Consider the following 17039-nt stretch of genomic DNA (forward strand, 5'->3'; position numbering starts at 1 on the left):
AATTGGTAGAGGATTCTGCCGTCTTAGCTCACGCGTGCTTTGGGGCGGCCAGGCCTACGCTTCTCCACTCCCGCATCATCCAAGCTCTGGTTGACTTTCCGGATTGAAAGACCTGTCTCATCTGAGATTTCTCGGATGCTCTTGTTTTCCTGCTGGTAGAGCCATGCCACGTTGCTTTCGATGACACCGCCCTGATACCCCTTGTAGACCTTGCCTCGCGGCTGCACCTTCTCAGAGGCCTCGTTTCCCCACACCGTCCAGTTCGCGCGCGGATAACGGGCAAAGAGCTCTAGGTACGGGCCAGGGGAGCACCGCTCGATGAAGTCATACTGCTCGTCGGGCTTACGTGAGTGTTCTCTCTTACGTGTCTCAATCATGTTGACTTGAGAGCGAGCTGGTGGAAGTGTGCGCATGCTTCCCTTGACTCCGAAGAGGAGGATCTCTGTGACGTTGCGGAAGTAAAAGCCGACTCCTCGCCCATCGGGCCCGCCGTCTTTGCGTCGTTTGGCCCAGATGACATTGCTGACGTACCGAAACCCCCAGTTTTCCATCACTTTGAGTCCCTCCGGCAGTAGCGCATTGGGTACCCAGAGATAGAGATGAGCGTTGTTTGCGGTGACACTGTCTACATCAAGGTCACAGATGTTCTCCAGCGTCATGGTGGAGTACCTGTCCAGACGGCGGTGCTCCGGAGCTACTTTTCCGGTGCGGTTCTGAAAACGCCACGGCGGGTCAGCCATCACGGTCTGGAACCCACCAGCGATCTGGGGGAGTGGAGCAACATCGTCTTCGGGACGCAGCGGTTGTACGGGGGCGACCGCGCTCTTGAACTCCGTGCGCGTTTCACATGGTTCCGCTGTGGGTGCTACTGGTTCTGCAGACATGGTGTGTTCCTTCTTTCCCGTTGGTCCTGGGCTGCTCCCTGGACACTCGTATCTGTCTGTGCGGATCTTTAGATCTAACGCTATACGGATCTTTTCTATCAGGTGGGTCAGACATGCCCAGTTTCCAGTTGCTCGACAGTCACCCGGTCTGTACCCGCGCGACCTTCCGGTCTCACATGTGATGAGATACACATATGGAGCTGACGGAGAGCTGGAAAGAGATGTTTCCCGAGAGTGTGCAGGAGAAGTACCTCTTCGCGGAAACGCGCAATGCGGCCCGAATCCTGCGCTACACCTCTCCGGAGGCCTTCGGCGACCTTGTGTCAGTACTTGAAAACTTCGAGTTGACATTGGAGAAACTGGCGCAACCGGGAGGTAATAAGGGGCCGATCCCCAAAGAGCTCGACGATTCTTTTCGGCGAAGAGGGTGGCGAGAGGCCAAGTTTGAACAGGATCTCACCACGAGGCTGACCTTGAAAGGCTGGAAAGACGCAGAATCCCCTGAGCTACGTGAGTCGCAGGTGCGTGAGTCCACCAACAACTATGGCGGGCATTGGGTGGACAACGTCAAAGACCGTGCAGTCGTCGATGTTGAATGGAACCCCAAGGATGGGAACCTCGATAGAGATTTTGGCAACTATGTCTCCCTATACGAGGGCGGCGTCATCGATGCAGGAGTTTTGCTTGTTCGCGATGGTGGGGATGAATTCAGGAGTGAGAGTCGTGTCCTCATCGAACGGCTGAAAGCGCTCCAGCTTGGAGAAGAATTTGAGGAGTGGAACAGACGGATTAAGAGGCTGGCCAAAGACCCATACGGGACGTCAACTACAGCCAACTTCGTGCAGTTGAAGAACAGAGTGGCTCGCGGAGATGGTCGGGGCTGCCCGATCCTGGGCATCGGCATTCCATGGTCCATGTTCGCGGTACCTGACAGCGTGGAAGACGAAGCGCAACGGATTGCTGATCGGCTCAGGGTCTCCGGCATAGCCGACCTGAACCAGGGCACTGGGGTTGTTGGTGTTGAGTTCAGTTCTGAGGGAGATAGCGACTGAACTCAAGCTGGGAGAGCCCCCAAAGCTCCGCTCTCAGGCAGAAGGGGTAGTCCGGGGCTCCAACTGGGGTTGGGCGGCGTCGTTGGCCTCCTCCACGTTCTCCCGGGCGGCCGTAGCAGCACGGGGGCGTTCATGCGCCCGGGCATGGTGCTCCAGCCTCACCGTCCAGACCTCCCCGGGCTCCATCAGCTTGTGCTTGCCCTCCACGTTGACATCAATGGGCTTCGCCGAGCCCTCAGAGAGGTTCAGGGTGACGTGGTTGTGGTTGATCCGCACCAGGATGGGCTGGTTGCGGTACCGCATCCGGAAGGTCACCTCAGGCACCTCATCCGGCAGCAGCGGGTGCAGCCAGAGGGCGTCGGCCCGGGTCTCCACTCCGCCGTAGCAGCGCAGCACCATATCCACCGTCCCGGCCATCGCACCCAGATGGATGCCCTCACGCGTAGTCCCGCCCTGGGTGTCGGAGAGGTCAGCCTCCAGGGCTTCCTTGAACAGGTTCCAGGAGCCGGCACGGTCATAGCGGGCCGCCACCCAGCCGTGCACCACCCGCGAGAGCGTGGAGCCGTGCGAGGACCGCGCCAGGTAGTACTCGATGGTGCGGCTGAAGTCCTCCTCGGTGATCTCATAGCCCATATGTGCCAGGGTCTCGAACAGCTCCTCGGAGCTGAAGAGGTAGCAGAGCATGAGCACATCGGCCTGTTTGGAGAGCTTGTACCGGTTGGTGGCATCGCCCTCGGCCTGCAGGATCAGGTCCAGTCGGCCGATATTGCCGTACTTGGCCTTATAGCCCTCCCAGTCGAACTCCAGCAGATCCTCGTAGCCCTCGAACTGGCTGATGATCCCGTCCTTGTGGAAGGGCACCTGCAGCCGGGCGGAGATATGCTCCCAGTGGTCCAGCTCGTCCTCGAAGATGTCCAGCCACTCACTCAGCGGGTCGTCCCGGGAGTCCAGCTCGCGCACCAGACGAGCCGTGTGGCGCAGCATCCAGGAGGTGAGCACATTGGTGTAGGCGTTGTTCCTCAGACCCGAGCCGGGGGTCTCCGGGTAGCCGTCGTGGTACTCATCTGGGCCCATCACCCCCTCAATGTGGTACCTCTCCGCTGCGGCGTCATACCGAGTCATGGACACGAAGAAGCGGCTGATCTCCACCAGCATCTCCGCCCCGTAGTCGGAGAGGAACGTGTAGTCCTGCGTGGCCTCAAAGTACTGCAGCACCGAGTACGCGATGGCCAGGGAGACATGCCGCTGCCGGTGCGAATTATCCGGCATCCACATCTGGGACCGCGGGTTCCACAGCTCAGACGGTGTCTCCTCCCGACCGTCAGAACCGGCCTGCCAGGGGAACATCGCCCCGGCGTAGCCCTCCGCGCGCGCTGCAGCACGGGCCTCGCCCAGCCGGCGGAACCGGTACATCAGGATCCCGCGGGTCAGCTCCGGGCGGCGCAGGGTGAGCATCGGGTACATGAACAGCTCATCCCAGAACAGGTGGCCCCGGTAGCCCTCCCCGGAGAGCCCACGGGCCGGCAGTGAGGCGTCCAGGTCGCGCCGGGCGCCGAAAGCGGTCTGCAGCACATGGAAGGTGTGCAGGTTCAGCGCCAGCTGCTGGCGGGAGTGGCCCGGCCCGATGGAGACGGCGAACCGGTGCCAGATCGCTCCCCACATCTCCTCGTGGTAGGTGAGCATCTGGCGGAAGCCGGTGGCCCGCTGCACCCGCTTCACCGCGTTGTGCCACACCGTGGAGATGGCATGGTCATGAGAGTTCGACGCCGCCGCGATCTTCTCCAGGATCACCGGCTCCCCCTGTGCCAGGTGCAGTGAGATGTCATGACCGGCCACCAGATCCGATTCCATCACCGGGCGGCGCATCGGGGCGCTCTGTGTCATCACCCGGGTGCGGGTGGCCACTGCGATTTGCACTTTGGACTGGTTGGTCTGGGTCTCCAGCAGCACGGTCTCACCATCGACCTCCCGGGAGTCCACCGGCTCCAGGTGGTTGCCGGCCAACTTACGGTCTGCAGCCACATTCCGGTTGGCCACCCGGCCCTCGATCATCGACCGGACATTGACGTTGCCAGACCAGTTCTCCGCCTCGATCTTGACCTCCATGGCCGCCAGGTGCACCCCGGCCAGGGTCTGGAACTGCCGGAAGGTGACCTTGGTGCGCCGCCCGTGCAGGTCCTGGTAGCGGGCTATCCGGGTGACCAGCCCGCGGCGCATATCCAGCTCCTGGTAGTAGTCGATCAGCTCCGGGGAGCCGGGCAGCAGCGGGTTGCCGGCCTCCGGGGTGATCTGCACATAGGTCCAGTCCGGGATGTTGACCATATGCTCGGTCTCCACGGTCTTGCCCATGATGTCGGTGTTCAGCCGGTTGAAGACCCCGGCGATGTAGTTGCCCGGGTAGTGCGTGGCATCAGCAGAGGTGCCCGGATAATTGGCCCGAGTGCCCCAGTACCCGTTGGCCATATGACAGAGCACCTCACGGGTGGGCTCCTGAAGCGGCTCGAAGGAGTCATAGCTGAGTACCCAGTTGGGGTCATATGGGCGGGTGGTGCGGGTGTGCAGACGGGCCACCGAAAGATCGGTGACCACAATATCGGCCCCGCCCTCCTTCAGCCGGCGCGGATCGTCCCCCCGGTTCAGCCCCACCACCATGCCGAAGTCCCCGGCCCGGCCGGCCTGGACCCCGGAGACCGCATCCTCAATGACGATCGCATCCTGCGGCTCCACCTCCAGCTGGGCGGAGGCGTGCAGGAACATCGCCGGGTCCGGCTTGCCCGGCAGGTTCAGCTGCAGCGCATCGGTACCGTCGACTATGACGTCGAAAGCCTCCAGCAGGTCAGCCCGGCGCAGCACCTCACGGCCATTGCGCGAGGAGGTCACCAGGGCGGTGGGAATCCCGTCGGCGCGCAGCTGGCTCATCAGCTCCACGGTGGTGGGGAAAACTTCGACGCCGTCCCGGTTCAGCACCGCCTCGAAGTACCCCTGTTTGCGGGCGGCCAGACCGTAGATGGTCAGCTGCTCGGGCCCGTCGCCCAGCTGCCCCTCCGGAACCTGTAGCCCGCGAGCGCGCAGCATGGCGCGCACCCCCTCCTCCCGGGGGCGGCCGTCTACATAGTTGAGGTAGTCCTCCCGGGTGAACTCCGGCTGCGGCGCCCCGGCGATTTCAGTCAGGGCGGCGTCGAACAGCTCCTTCCAGGCGGTGGAGTGCACGCTGGCGGTGTCAGTGACCACCCCGTCCATGTCGAAGAGCACGGCGCGGAAGTGGCGCAGAGCGTGCCGCTTGGCCTCGGCACTGTGGCGGAAGGGGTTTTCGAAGGGATGCATTGCTACCTCACGGTCTTCGCTGGGTCGAGGACTTCGGGTGGTCAGGTCAAATAGGCGACATGTCGCTGTGCATGCCGCTCCATAGTAGGCCGGGCAGCTGTCATCACCATAAAGAATCGAGGTTTTCGGTTGTGTGTCATGCCGCACAGTTCCACAGGTCGTGGTTCCTCTCGGGGCGCGTGCAGCGGCTCTGGCCTTCACACCTAATGGTCCACCAGCCCGGTAGTCTGAGTACATGCCGCGCCGCTCCAGTGTTGAACTGACCTTCCGTGAGGTCACCGGTACCTCACGGGAATCTACAGTGGCCGCCGGCGTCGTCGTCGACTGGATCGATAAGACCGCCTATGCCTGCGCCGCCAGCTGGTCCCGGGCACAGTGTGTGACCGCCTATGTGGGCAATATGCACTTCACCGTGCCGGTGCCGCGCGAGACCCCGGTCACCGTGCAGGCCCGGGTGGTGCACACCGGGCGCACCAGTGTGCATGTGCAGACCCGGGTGCTCATCCAGAAGGAGGAGGGCGGCTGGCAGACCTGCACTGAGTGCTTCATGATCTATGTGGCCATCGGGGCTGATGGTGAACCGATGGAGGTGCTGCCCTTTGAGCCCAAGACCGAGCTGCAGGCCCGCCGGGATGTGGATGCCGCCCGCCGGATGGACTACCGCAAACAGGTCGAGGAGACCATCCAGTCCCTGCCGGAATCCTTCGGCTCCTCCGAGGCGCTGACCCTACGCTTCCTGGTGCAGACCGATGAGCGCTACCCCGACGGGCGGATCCGCGGCGGGGCGGTGATGAAGTGGATCGATCAGGCCGCTGAGATCTGCGCGGAGCGCTACTGCGGCTATGACGTGCTCACTGTGCTGTCTGGGGGTGTACGGTTCTACCGCCCCATCACCATCGGAGATCTGGTGGAGGTGGACGCCAGGCTGGTGCTCACCGGCTCCAAGTCCATGCACGTGCTGGTCCGGGTGCGTGCCGGAGACCGCTGGGAGCGCCACCCAGAAGTGGTGGCTTACGGGCTGCCGGTGATGGTCTCCCCAGACGGCACCGGGGCCGCCCGGCGGATTGTGCGCTGGGAGCCGATCAGCGAGGAGGACCACGAAGTCGCCGAGAAGGCCCGCCGGATCAGGGACCTTCGCAATGCCACTCTGCTGACTCCTTCGCCCTACACAGGGCCTAACGAAGGCGTAGTGGACATGGAGACAGTCGGCCAGTAGTCAGGTAGTTTAGTGGCTATGAGCGATCAGCCAGGTCAGCAGGACCCGAACGGAAACTCGTATAACCGGCCGCCCAGTCAGTCCGCTCCGGGAGCCCCTGCGCAGGGTGCACCGCAGTGGCAGTACCCCCATGGCGCACCGCATGCTGAGTCCGCTGGCCAGGGTGGGGGTCCCGGCCAGCCGTACCAGCAGGCCTCCCAGCACAGCTATCCGCAGCAGGGTGGATACCAGCAGGGCCAGCAGCCCGGGTACCCGCAGCAGCCGGGTCACCAGCCCTACCAGCAGCCTGACTATCTTGCCCGTGGCAGCCAGAGCGCAGCACCGGCCAAGGCCAAGAAGGGCAAGGCCCCTACTGTCCTCACTGTGCTGGGCGCGATCAGCCTGTTGGCCGGCATCGTTCTGCTGGTAGTCGGCGGCCTGCTGTTCTGGCGTGTGCTGCCCACTGATGTCCTCGACAGTAGCGGCAATCCAGGCCCGGACGCGATCGGCCATACCGAGGCCGGTGGCTCCTTCACCGCTGATCTGGACTCCGGCAGTTCCTACACGTTCTTCGGCGCCTACCCCCGGGGCGGCGGCGGCACCTTCGAAGGTGGGCCCAACATCATCTCACCCTCCGGGGAGCAGGAGATCGCCAACTGGGCCCAGGTGGAGGCCACGGCGGAGCAGGGCGGCACTATCGCCGAATCAGTCTGGACCTTCACCCCGGAGGAGTCCGGTGAATACTCCATCGATACCCCGCCGGCCACCGGTGAGATCACCGTAATCCTGACCGAGGGCGGCGATATGGGCGGGTTCCTCGGTGGGATCCTGGGCGGCGTCGGCATATTTCTGGTGGGCGGCTTCCTGGCCCTGGTGGGCCTGGTGCTGCTGATCATCGGCATCGTGATGGGCTCCTCGCGCCGCAAGAAGGCCAAACGCTCCGGCCAGGGCGGCAACAGCAGCCAACCCTATGGCCAGTACCAGCCGCAGCCCCAGCAGTACGGCCAGCAGCCGCAGTACCAGGGCTATCAGCAGCCTGGCCAGCCACCGCAGCAGCCCCAGTACGGCACCCAGTACGGGGGCCAGCAGGGTACGACGCCGCCTGCTCAGCAGTACGGGGCAGGGGCACCGCATCTCTCCTCACCTGAGCCTGGTGCTCCTGGTGCTCCTGGTGCCCCGGCACAGCACCAGCCTTACCAGCAGCCTTCGGCTGAGTCCTATCAGCAGTCCACCGCCCCCTCGGCAGAGTCCGCCCAACAGGCGCCCTCGGCGGAGTCCGCTCAGGGCGGCCAGCCGTGGTCACCCGGCCAGTACCAGCAGCCGGGCCAGCAGGGCCAGCCTGGGCAGTTCGGCCAGCAGCCTGGCGAACCCGGCCAGCAACCGCAGCCGGACGAGCCCGGCCAGTTCGGCCAGCGGCCCGGCGAACCCGGCCAGCAGCGGCCCGAGTCCCACCAGTAGATTCCGCTGTGATCCTTGGGGCTCATCCAGGTTGAGTCTCACCGAACCCACGAGCGTAGCTGTTTGTCCGGGAAAGGCCCCGATTCGGACCGCATAACCGGACAAACAACTACGCCGCAGCGTCTGCGGCCCCGGGGTGCACCCATCTGCCTAGTCATCCCCCAGGCGGATGCTTCCCCTGGTGGAATTCATTAGGCTGGAGGCAATGAGCCAGCAGCCGCCTCCTGTGTCCAATCCCTACGGTCCGGTACCCGGGGGGTTCCCTGAGCGCAACGTACTGAGCGGCCCGCCGCCTGGTTGGAAGCCGGGTGATCCCCTGTTCGGAGAGCGCCCCCCAGCGCAGTTCCATGCCGGGCCGCCCTCGGGCTGGGGCCAGCGGCCGCCTCGGAAGCGTCAGCAGGATTCGGAGCCGGGCCGGTTCACCTGGTGGGATCTAGGCGCCACGCTGTTCTACGTGCTCGGTTTCCTCACCGGGCTGGTCAGCTTCCTGGCGCTGCTGCCGCCCGTCAACGCCCTGATGGCCGGTGATGAGATCCAGCAGCAGCAGGGCATGTTCACCATCAACGCGATCAGTTACGGCGTGCTGGCGGCGATCACCATGTCTGTCTCCGCCGCCGCCCTATGGCGCTCGGTCAGAGCTTTCGCCTACCTCTGGTGGCTGAAGCTGCTGCTGGTGCCCTTCGCCTGGCTGGCCACTCTGCTGCTGAACTTTGTGCTGATCGTAGTGGTGCTGGGAGCAGATCCCGAGACCTCCGAGAACCAGGAGGCCATCGACACTATGCTGCAGGCGGTACCGTTCCTGGCCGCGGTGGCGGTCATCGCAGTGCTGGGTCCCTTTGTGGAGGAGTACTTCTTCCGGCACCTGCTCATCGGTAAGCTCTCCCGTTATATCAACGTGTGGATCTGCGGTGCGGTCTCCATCATCGCCTTCCCGCTGCTGCACTTCATCCCAGCACTCTTCGGCCTGGCCGATGACCTCACCCTGGTCTCCCTGGTCCCCTACCTCACTATGGGCGTGCTGATCAGCGTGGGCTATATCGTCACCGGGCGCAATCTCTTCTACGCCTGGGTGCTGCATTTCTTCAATAACTTCATGTCCCTGCTGGTCAGCTATTTTGTGCTGCCCTGGGCCGAGGACTTCGGGCAGCCGTACCAGAGCCTGTACTGGCTGGCCAACCTGATCGGGTGAGTCAGGAGACCGCTGGGCCAGCTCCCAGCCACGACCCCCGGCCGCTGGCCAAGCAGATTCTGGCACTGGCGGTGCCGGCTCTCGGTGCACTGGTGGCCGAACCCCTGTTCCTGATGGCCGATACCGCCATCATCGGCTGGTTGGGCACCGCCGAGCTGGCCGGGGCTGCCCTGGGCGTCACGGTGATGCACACAGTAGTGGGCCTGATGATCTTCCTGGCCTACTCCACCACCCCTGCGGTGGCCCGCTATGTGGGAGCAGGTAAGACCGCCAAGGCACTGGCAGCCGGCCGCGACGGCATCTGGCTGGCCCTGTCCCTGGGCACCGTGCTGGCGCTGATCGGCCTGGCCGCAGGCGAACAGGTGCTGCAGGCTCTCGGCAGCACCGGTGAGATCCATCCGCATGCCTACGACTACCTGCTGTGGTCGCTGCCCGGGCTGCCCGCCATGCTGCTGGTCTTCGCCGCAGTCGGCGCGCTGCGGGGCTTCCAGGACACCAGGACCCCGCTGGTGGTCGCGGCTGCCGGCTTCGGCGGCAATGCGCTGCTCAACCTGATCCTGGTCCACCCGCTGGGGTTGGGAGTTGCCGGTGCGGCCATCGGCACCTCGGTGGCGCAGTGGGGCATGGCCATCACGTACCTGCTGATCCTGGTCCCCAGAATGCGGGCCGCAGGGGTGCCGCTCGGCGCAGACCCGGTGGCTCTGCGCTACGCCGCCAGGGTCGGCGGCTGGATGTTCCTGCGCACACTGAGTCTGCGCGCAGCCCTGGTCGCCACGGTGGTGGTGGCCACCGGCCTGGGCCCTGAGACCCTGGCCGCCCACCAAGTGGCCTTCACCTTCTTCTCCACCCTGGCCTTTGTGCTCGACGCATTGGCGATCGCCGCCCAGGCGCTGATCGGCAGGGAGCTCGGTGCCGGCAGGGAGGCCCAGGCCCGGCGGATGATCCGCACCATGATCTGGTGGGGAATCGGTTTCGGCGCCGTGGTGGGTGCCCTCACCGCAGTGGCCGCTCCCTGGGTTCCGCGCCTGTTCACCCCGGACCCGGAGGTGGCCGGGATGATCACTGTGGCGCTGTTTGTCCTGGCGGCGGCCCAGCCGCTGGCCGGCTATGTGTTTGTGCTCGACGGCGTGCTTATGGGAGCCGGCGATGTCCGCTACCTGGCGGTGGCCGGCGTGGTGAATTTGATCATCTACCTGCCGGCTCTGGCGTGGATTGCCGGCCGGGGTGCCGCCGGTGGCGAGTCCATCTTGCTGCTCTGGCTGGCCTTCGCGGTGCTGTTCATGGCCGCCCGTGCAGCGACCCTGGGGGCGCGCACCCACGGCAGCAGCCGCTGGATGGTGCTGGGCGAGTCCCGCTGATCAGCCAAACCCGATAAACTCGGCCCCGTGCCACTGACCCGTATGGAACCCCGGACCGCTGCAGCCCTTGTCCGCCCCGCCTGGGTGCGGGCCGGCATCACGGCCATTTTTGCCGCCTTCACCATCTTCTGGACTGAAGACACCATGACCGTGGCCCGGATCGCTCTGGCGGCTTTCTTCATCCTGGCCGCCACCGCGGTCTGGGACTATGTGAAGTCCGAGGAGGTCCCGCCGGCCCTGACCGGTGCCATGGCCCTAGGATCGGCCAGCTGGGTCTTCGCCGGGATCGCGGCGCTCTTCGCGACCTCCACCGCCGCACTGGCCGTCATCGCCGGGATCGGCTTCACCCTGATGGGCGCCTGCGAACTCTACGGAGCGCTGAAGGTGCGCGGTGAGTTCCTGCCCTCTCGCGACCATGTGATCCTGGGGGTGGTCGGAGTCCTCACCGGTCTCGGACTCTTCCTGGGGGCCGGCCTGGATCCGCACGGCATCCTGGGCATCTCCGGCACCGGAGTGATCATCATGGCAGTGCTGCTAGGCATCAGCGCAGGCGGGCTGACCCACGAGGCCCGCCGAGGCAGCTAGCACAGCATCTTCTACGGGGCGTAGAATAGCTACGACGACGTCGCCCCACCACTTTCGAAGGAAGTTCACCCACGTGCCCAAGGATTCTCAGCAGCGGCGCTCTGTGCTGGAGACGGTGAAGGCACCGCTGATCTTCTCCTTCGGCCTCGGCTTCGTGGCCGGTTTTGTGACCTTGATCGTCTCCTCCGGAGGATCAGACAACCCACGGGTGGAGCACGATTCTGCGGGTCTGGACAACCCGATCAACTTAGCGCTGCTGGCTTTCGGCATCGCCTTTATCGCCAGCCTGCTGATCGTCTCCATGCTGCAGCTGGCCTCCCGGGAGAACCCGGAGGAACTCTCCCGGGGTGCCGGGGTCAACCGCAACTCCGAGGAGCTCTATCGCCAGCAGGTGGCCCAGCGGCGGGAGAAGGCCCGCCGCGAACAGGCCGAGCAGCAGAAGCCCGAGCAGGATAGGGGCCCTGGGTCGGAACGAGGAAGCTGAGTCAGGCGGCCCCGGCGGCAGCTCGGCAGATGTCTACGTAGATTTCCGCAAGCTCCTCTGGAGTGTTCTGGCCCTCGGGGCGAAACCAGCGGGACACGCCCAGGCATGCTGCCGTAATCGCCCGAGCAGCATGGCGCGGATGGGCAGTGCCAAACACTCCTTCGGCGCAGCCTTCTTCGATCAGTCGGTTCAGCAGCGCTTGTTGTTCATTGCGCGCAGCGATGTGCCGGACCCTGGCTTCCCCCTGCAAGCTCCTAATCTCGCTGAGCGTGACGAAGGCGATGGCGGAGAATCGGGCGTGGAAGAGGACCATCACCCGGATCAGGCTGTCGAAGCGTTCCAGTACAGGAGTGTCAGGCCGCTCAGCCGCTGTTCGAGAGGCGGTCAGCAGCGTCTCCATGGCCACTTCGCACAGCGAGTCCAGAATCTCGTGCTTCGAGGTGTAGTAGTGGTACATGCCGGGCACCGAGAGGCCCGCGGCCCCAGCGATCTGACGGATGGAGGTCCCGTGAAAACCGTTGGCGGCAAAGCACTCTAGAGCCGCCTGGCGCACCTTGCCCAGCGGCATTGACTCTGGCAGTTCGCTCACCTGGCAGCTGCCCCACTTCCTTAGTTGCTCACACGGCATGTCTGGCCTGATCTTATCCGGACGCCGAGGAGCCCTGCTGAGAAATTCTCCGCAAACCTCTTGCGCGAAACAGTGACCTGCCTTACATTCGGTAGTACCGAGCGATTGATCGGTCGGTACCGAGAGGTATCCCAACCCGCTTCTTGCAAACCGAAGACTATGGAGGTTCTCGTGGCGCTGACCACCACAGCCAAACCGTGGCACCGGCTGTACCCGGATCATGTGTCGGCTGAGCTGAACCTGCTGACTACCACCTTGGATGCCGTCTGGCGCGACCGCGTGGCCGCCGGACCGGACCGCCCAGCGTTGACGTACTTCGAGCAGACGCTCACTGCTCATGAGGCTGACAAACTCAGTGACGCACTTGCCGCCGAGCTCCAGTCCCGTGGGGTCACTCCCGGAGATCGTGTCGGCATCCGGCTGCAGAACATCCCCCAGTTTGCCTTGTGCATGCTGGCCCTGTGGAAGATTGGCGGCGTCGCCCTGGTGCTCAACCCCATGTACCAGGAGAGGGAGCTGCAGCACATCCTCAACGATGCCGGTCCGGTAGGGCTCATCGCCCTGGCGGAGGAGGCTGAGGACATCCGCGCAGCGGCTGGACTCGCCTGGGCGATCAGTGTCCAGGAGGAAGAGCTGCAGCTCGTCCCGAACCAGAATCGGTGTCCGGAGCCGGTCACCAACACGCCGGACTCCCCGGCATTGCTCACCTACACCTCCGGCACCACCGGCCCGCCCAAGGGCGCGGTGGGTACCCACCGCAACCTGCTGGCAGTCGGGGAGAGCAACGCGCACTGGTACCACGTGCAGCCCGGGCAGAAGATCTTGGCCGTGGCTCCCCTGTTCCACATCACCGGAGCAGTGGCCACAACGGTCACGGCGCTGATCAGTCAAACCGAGTATGTCTTTGTCAACCGCATTCGCGCTGATCTGATGCTGAAAACCATCGCAGAGCACGGGATTCACCACATTCTTGGGTCCATCACTGTCTACAACGCCCTGCTGGACCTTCCTGACGGTGGGCCCGAACACCTGGCCAGCCTGCGCACCGTCTTTTCCGGGGGTGCACCGGTGCCGCCAGCCACAGTGGAGAAGTTTCGCAGCCGCTACGGGCATTACATCCACAACATCTACGGGATGACCGAGACCGCATCCGCGGTGATCGCCGTGCCGCTTGGTGCTCAGGCTCCGGTCCACGAACCCTCCGGGACTCTCTCGATAGGGGTTCCGCTGCCCGGGATGGAGGCCCGTGTGACTGATCTTGACGGCCGACCGGCGGCACCGGGTGAGGCCGGTGAGCTCGAGCTTTGCGGGCCTCAGATCACTAGCGGATACCTCAATAAGCCCGAGGCCACCGAACAGACGATTGTGGACGGCTGGTTGCGCACCGGGGACGTGGCCATCATGGACTCCGAAGGGTGGATCTACCTGGTGGATCGGAAGAAGGATCAGATCAACGTGTCCGGCTACAAGGTCTGGCCCCGTGAAGTCGAAGACATCCTCTATGAGCACCCGGCTGTCCGCGAAGCCGCTGTGGTGGGCGAGCCTGACCCCTACAGCGGCGAGCGTGTGGTCGCCTTCGTGTCCCTGCAGCAGGGTGGCACCGTTGACCCGGAGCAGCTGCGCCACTACGTGCGCGGCAGACTTGCACCCTACAAATGTCCCAAGAAGGTCACCGTGATTGACGACCTCCCCAAGACCGCCACCGGCAAGATCCAACGTCGAAAACTGCGTAACCAGGAAGCGTGAAGCACTAATGACAGAGCAGACCATAGAACATCTGACCGGCCAAACCGCGCTGATCACCGGCGCCAGCCGTGGCATCGGGCTGAGCATCGCTCAGCGTCTGGCAGCAGCAGGGGCGACGGTGGTGATCACTGCCCGCAAGCAGGCGGGGCTCGACGCGGCGCTTGAACAGCTGCCGGAAGGGGCCCTCGGCATCGCAGGCAAGGCCGACTCCGTCGAACACCAGGAGGAGGTGCTTGAGACTATCGCCGCGCGCACTGGTCGGCTCGACATACTGATCAACAACGCCGGCATCAACCCGGTCTACGGACCGGTGGCGGAAGTTGACTTGGATGCCGCCCGCAAAGTGCTGGAGGTCAATGTGCTTGCTGGACTCAGCTGGGTGCAGCGTGCCCTGGTCCATGCCCGCCTCGGCTTCCGCGAGCACAGTGGACGGGTAGTCTTCCTCTCTTCGGTGACCGGCGAGGTCCCCTCAAATGGCATCGGGATCTACGGGGTCAGCAAGGCTGCGGTCTCCCATTTGACCCGCACCCTAGCGGTGGAGCTGGGACCTGAGGTTCGGGTCAATGCCGTCGCCCCCGCGGTGGTCAAGACGTCCTTCGCCCGGGCGCTCTACGAGGGCAAAGAGGACCAGGTCGCCGCCGACTACCCGCTCAAGCGCCTCGGGGTGCCCGAAGACGTCAGCGGTGCTGTCGAGTTCCTGGTCTCGGACTCGGCTGGTTGGATTACCGGCCAAGTGTTGACTCTGGATGGTGGCCTGACCGTCGCAGGAGGCACCGCATGAGTGGAGTAGCTGAGCATCGCAGTCCGGAAGAGCTGACGCAGCTGCGCTCCCGCATAGAGCGCTTTGTAGACGAGGTTGTCATCCCTCGGGAGCCTGCCCCTGGGGACCATCTTGACCCCGCCCTGCGCAAGGAGCTTCAACAGGCCGCCCGTGATGCAGGGATCTTCGCCCCCCATGTCCCCCGGAGATGGGGTGGGCTGGGTCTGCCCATCTCGCAGTGGCCACAGATTTTCGAAGCAGCCGGCCGATCGCCGCTGGGACCGACGGCGCTGAACTGCATGGCTCCCGATGAGGGGAATATGCATATGCTCAGCGAGATTGCCAGCGAACAGCAGAAGCAGCAGTACCTGGCCCCTCTAGCCAGCGGTGAGGCCACTTCCTGCTTCGGGATGACCGAACCGCATCCGGGAGCCGGGTCCGACCCCTCGCAGCTGCAGACTACTGCGCGGCGCGAGGGCGGTGAGTGGATCATCACGGGCGAGAAGAGGTTCAGCTCAGGGGCCAACACTGCATCATTCATGATCGTGATGGCCCGAACGCAGCCCGAGGGCGCAGAGGCCTCTGGCGCCACCATGTTCCTGGTGCCCATGGAGAGCCCAGGAATCTCTATCCCCCGGCAGATCCACACCATTGACCGATCCATCGGAGGCGGGCACCCCCATGTGGTGCTGGAGGATGTACGGGTTGACGACGAAGCCGTGCTCGGCGAGCCTCATCAGGGCTTCCGGTACGCCCAGGTCAGGCTCGGTCCGGCGCGGCTGACACACTGCATGCGTTGGTTGGGTTTGGCTTCCCGGGCGCAGGAGATCGTTCTGAAGCGAGCCAATCAGAGGGAGATCTTCGGCGCCAAACTGGCTGAGCAGGGCATCGCCCAGGCGATGATTGCTGACAGTGAGATCGACATTGAGACCTCCCGGTCGATCATCGAGCGCACTGCCCATCTGCTGGAGAGAGACCCGAAGGCCGGCTCCCGGCTCTCCTCAATCGCCAAAGTGCACTGCTCGGAAGCTGTCTACCGGATTATTGACCGGGCGGTCCAGCTCTGCGGGGGGGACGGGGTCTCCACCAACCTCCCTCTGGCCCAGTACCTCAATGAGGTGCGACCCTTCCGCATCTACGACGGCTCCTCCGAGACGCATCGCTGGGCCATCGCCCGACGTGCTGTGCACCGGCAGCAACGCCGCATGGAGCAGTCTGCGGAATACTCCGGGGGTGCCTGATGAGTGCGGAGATCGTTCAGAGCACGCATGAGGCCCGTCAGCTGCAAATGCCCCCGCTGCTCATCGTCGAGGAGGTGCAGAAGTTCCTGGACGCTCACGGACTGGGCACCGGCGAGTTGGAAGTGTTCCGGGTCGGGGAGGGCCAGTCGAACGTCACGTTTCGGATCCTTCGGCAGGGCACCGACCTCGTGCTTCGCCGGGGACCACGGCCCCCGTTGCCCAAATCCACCCATGACATGCTCCGAGAGGCCCGGGTGCAACAGGCTCTGGCAGGGCACAGCTTTCCGGTGCCCCGAATCCGCGCGGTCTGCGAAGACCAGAGTCTGCTGGGTGTGCCTTTCTACGTGATGGACTACATCCCTGGCGACGTCATCACTGACTCGTTGGCACCGGCGTACGGCACGCCCGAATCCCGCAGGCAGCTCTCCTCCGCCATGGTGGAAACCCTTCAGCAGCTGCACTCGGTGGACGTCAGCCACCCAGAGGTGGCGGCTCTTGGTCGGCCTGAAGGGTATCTGCAACGGCAAGTGGACCGATTCGCTCAGCTCTGGCCGATGAACACCCGGAGGGAGATCCGGCTGGTTGACGAGCTTTCACGGTGGCTGCGCGATCACCTCCCAACGACTCAACGGCATACGGTGATCCACGGCGACTTTCGAATGGGCAACCTCATGTACAGCCCTCCCCAGCCAGGCAAGACGTCGCTTCCCCGGGTGGAAGCGGTACTCGACTGGGAAATGGCCACCCTGGGGGACCCACTGGCAGATCTCGGCTATCTCACTGCCACCTATGCACAGGCTGGTGAGCCAGGGACCGTGCTGGAGCTGACCTCAGTCACCCGGCAGGAGGGCTTCCACAGCCGGGATGAGCTGGTGGAGGCCTATGCGGGGCAGAGCTCCCTAGACCTTGACGCTCTGCCCTGGTACCAGACGATGGCGCTGTGGAAGGCAGCAATCTTCTGCGAGGCCATGTACACCCGCTGGCTCAAGGGCGAACGTCCCGGCGACAGCTTCGCCCAAAGCCTCGAACGGGGCATTCCCGAACTGCTGGAACAGGCTCTGAACTATTCCCGAAAATTTCGCGTCAAAACGGGCTCGGGCTGCTGACTGGCACACCGACTCATTCCGTATCCGAG

At 64.3% G+C, this 17039-nt stretch carries 14 protein-coding genes; 11 read left to right on the plus strand and 3 right to left on the minus strand.

The window, feature by feature from the left end; all coding sequences use genetic code 11:
• Positions 1-23: 23 nt before the first annotated feature.
• Positions 24-884 (minus strand): MT-A70 family methyltransferase, encoded by an 861-nt coding sequence (locus GNZ21_RS01030; RefSeq protein ID WP_157320535.1) that lies wholly within the window; start codon positions 882-884, stop codon positions 24-26.
• A gap of 194 nt (positions 885-1078) precedes the next feature.
• On the opposite strand from GNZ21_RS01030, the gene GNZ21_RS01035 reads away from it, so the two are divergent.
• Positions 1079-1936 carry a BglII/BstYI family type II restriction endonuclease gene (locus tag GNZ21_RS01035; RefSeq protein WP_157320537.1) on the plus strand — a complete coding sequence of 286 codons (858 nt, stop codon included), beginning with the start codon at positions 1079-1081 and terminating at the stop codon, positions 1934-1936.
• Between the two features lie 33 nt (positions 1937-1969).
• On the opposite strand, the gene GNZ21_RS01040 is transcribed toward GNZ21_RS01035, so the two are convergent.
• A complete protein-coding gene (locus tag GNZ21_RS01040) occupies positions 1970-5260 on the minus strand; it encodes a beta-phosphoglucomutase family hydrolase (protein ID WP_157320539.1) in 3291 nt (1096 codons plus the stop codon).
• A gap of 235 nt (positions 5261-5495) precedes the next feature.
• Here GNZ21_RS01040 and GNZ21_RS01045 point away from each other — a divergent pair, with 235 nt between their 5' ends.
• The 6 genes from GNZ21_RS01045 (at position 5496) to GNZ21_RS15625 (ending at position 11529) form a co-directional block, all read left to right on the plus strand.
• Positions 5496-6476 (plus strand): acyl-CoA thioesterase, encoded by a 981-nt coding sequence (locus GNZ21_RS01045; RefSeq protein WP_157320541.1) that lies wholly within the window; start codon positions 5496-5498, stop codon positions 6474-6476.
• A gap of 18 nt (positions 6477-6494) precedes the next feature.
• A complete protein-coding gene (locus GNZ21_RS01050; RefSeq protein WP_157320543.1) occupies positions 6495-7913 on the plus strand; it encodes a hypothetical protein in 1419 nt (472 codons plus the stop codon).
• A 205-nt stretch (positions 7914-8118) separates the two neighbouring features.
• Positions 8119-9102, plus strand: a complete 984-nt coding sequence (locus GNZ21_RS01055) for a CPBP family intramembrane glutamic endopeptidase (RefSeq protein ID WP_157320545.1) — start codon at positions 8119-8121, stop codon at positions 9100-9102.
• Positions 9099-10460: an MATE family efflux transporter gene (locus GNZ21_RS01060; RefSeq protein WP_229659467.1), complete on the plus strand. Its 1362-nt coding sequence runs from the start codon at positions 9099-9101 to the stop codon at positions 10458-10460. Before GNZ21_RS01055 ends, GNZ21_RS01060 begins: the two co-directional genes overlap by 4 nt.
• A gap of 27 nt (positions 10461-10487) precedes the next feature.
• On the plus strand, positions 10488-11045 hold the full coding sequence (locus tag GNZ21_RS01065) for a hypothetical protein (RefSeq protein ID WP_157320547.1): 558 nt from the start codon (positions 10488-10490) through the stop codon (positions 11043-11045).
• A 73-nt stretch (positions 11046-11118) separates the two neighbouring features.
• Positions 11119-11529 carry a hypothetical protein gene (locus GNZ21_RS15625; protein ID WP_188503597.1) on the plus strand — a complete coding sequence of 137 codons (411 nt, stop codon included), beginning with the start codon at positions 11119-11121 and terminating at the stop codon, positions 11527-11529.
• Position 11530: 1 nt separating this feature from the next.
• Here GNZ21_RS15625 and GNZ21_RS01075 read toward each other — a convergent pair whose 3' ends face one another.
• Positions 11531-12118: a TetR/AcrR family transcriptional regulator gene (locus tag GNZ21_RS01075; RefSeq protein ID WP_157320549.1), complete on the minus strand. Its 588-nt coding sequence runs from the start codon at positions 12116-12118 to the stop codon at positions 11531-11533.
• A 210-nt stretch (positions 12119-12328) separates the two neighbouring features.
• Between GNZ21_RS01075 and GNZ21_RS01080 the strand changes: the two genes are divergently transcribed.
• From GNZ21_RS01080 to GNZ21_RS01095, 4 genes are read left to right on the plus strand one after another with little or no spacing between them, the layout of a single operon-like run.
• A complete protein-coding gene (locus GNZ21_RS01080) occupies positions 12329-13903 on the plus strand; it encodes a class I adenylate-forming enzyme family protein (RefSeq protein ID WP_198345933.1) in 1575 nt (524 codons plus the stop codon).
• A gap of 7 nt (positions 13904-13910) precedes the next feature.
• Entirely contained in the window at positions 13911-14684 is a 774-nt protein-coding gene (locus GNZ21_RS01085; protein ID WP_157320551.1) for an SDR family oxidoreductase, read from the plus strand.
• On the plus strand, positions 14681-15904 hold the full coding sequence (locus GNZ21_RS01090) for an acyl-CoA dehydrogenase family protein (protein ID WP_157320553.1): 1224 nt from the start codon (positions 14681-14683) through the stop codon (positions 15902-15904). The genes GNZ21_RS01085 and GNZ21_RS01090 overlap by 4 nt, the downstream gene beginning before the upstream one ends.
• On the plus strand, positions 15904-17010 hold the full coding sequence (locus GNZ21_RS01095; RefSeq protein WP_157320555.1) for a phosphotransferase family protein: 1107 nt from the start codon (positions 15904-15906) through the stop codon (positions 17008-17010). Before GNZ21_RS01090 ends, GNZ21_RS01095 begins: the two co-directional genes overlap by 1 nt.
• Positions 17011-17039 lie beyond the last annotated feature (29 nt).

It is taken from the genome of Nesterenkonia alkaliphila (assembly GCF_009758175.1).
Classification (GTDB): Bacteria; Actinomycetota; Actinomycetes; order Actinomycetales; family Micrococcaceae; genus Nesterenkonia; species Nesterenkonia alkaliphila.

Excerpts from the sequence above, each read along its gene's own strand:
- GNZ21_RS01095 (WP_157320555.1), top strand. The coding sequence starts at position 15,904 with ATGAGTGCGGAGATCGTTCAGAGCACGCATGAGGCCCGTCAGCTGCAA.
- GNZ21_RS01045 (WP_157320541.1), top strand. The coding sequence starts at position 5,496 with ATGCCGCGCCGCTCCAGTGTTGAACTGACCTTCCGTGAGGTCACCGGT.
- GNZ21_RS01030 (WP_157320535.1), bottom strand. The coding sequence starts at position 884 with ATGTCTGCAGAACCAGTAGCACCCACAGCGGAACCATGTGAAACGCGC.
- GNZ21_RS01050 (WP_157320543.1), top strand. The coding sequence starts at position 6,495 with ATGAGCGATCAGCCAGGTCAGCAGGACCCGAACGGAAACTCGTATAAC.
- GNZ21_RS01090 (WP_157320553.1), top strand. The coding sequence starts at position 14,681 with ATGAGTGGAGTAGCTGAGCATCGCAGTCCGGAAGAGCTGACGCAGCTG.
- GNZ21_RS01040 (WP_157320539.1), bottom strand. The coding sequence starts at position 5,260 with ATGCATCCCTTCGAAAACCCCTTCCGCCACAGTGCCGAGGCCAAGCGG.
- GNZ21_RS01085 (WP_157320551.1), top strand. The coding sequence starts at position 13,911 with ATGACAGAGCAGACCATAGAACATCTGACCGGCCAAACCGCGCTGATC.
- GNZ21_RS01035 (WP_157320537.1), top strand. The coding sequence starts at position 1,079 with ATGGAGCTGACGGAGAGCTGGAAAGAGATGTTTCCCGAGAGTGTGCAG.
- GNZ21_RS01055 (WP_157320545.1), top strand. The coding sequence starts at position 8,119 with ATGAGCCAGCAGCCGCCTCCTGTGTCCAATCCCTACGGTCCGGTACCC.